This is a genomic window from Neobacillus drentensis (assembly GCF_036965245.1).
Lineage (GTDB): Bacteria > Bacillota > Bacilli > Bacillales > Cytobacillaceae > Neobacillus > Neobacillus drentensis_G.
The window spans coordinates 11,132-11,450 of record NZ_JBALPG010000113.1 but is presented as its reverse complement, the minus strand read 5'-3'; the positions used below and the strand labels follow the sequence as shown (position 1 = coordinate 11,450).

1 protein-coding gene is annotated in these 319 nt (G+C 33.9%); it reads left to right on the top strand.

Features of this window, described 5'->3' with window-relative positions; translation table 11 throughout:
- Nucleotides 1-12: 12 nt before the first annotated feature.
- Nucleotides 13-319, top strand: a 307-nt coding sequence (locus V7150_RS20205; protein WP_335521875.1) for a tyrosine-type recombinase/integrase, incomplete at its 3' end; no start/stop codon positions are given.

Below are 319 nucleotides of genomic sequence, written 5' to 3'. Positions count from 1 at the left end.
AATCAACAGAAAATGAGCACATTAGTGATAGGTAAAGGTGATAAACAAAGGGAAGTCTATTTTTCGATTAGAGCAATGTATCATTTAGGTAAATATATAAAAGGAAGAAATGACAATTGTGAAGCCTTGATGGTTACAGAGAGAAAACCTTATAGAAGATTATCCAAACGAGCAATACAAAGAGAAATAGGTATAATCGCCCAAAAAGCAGGTTTACAAGAAAAAGTAAGTCCACATGTGTTAAGACACACTTTTGCTACTTTAACATTAAATAATGGTGCTGAATTGGTGGCGATTCAGGAGCTCTTAGGACATAGTT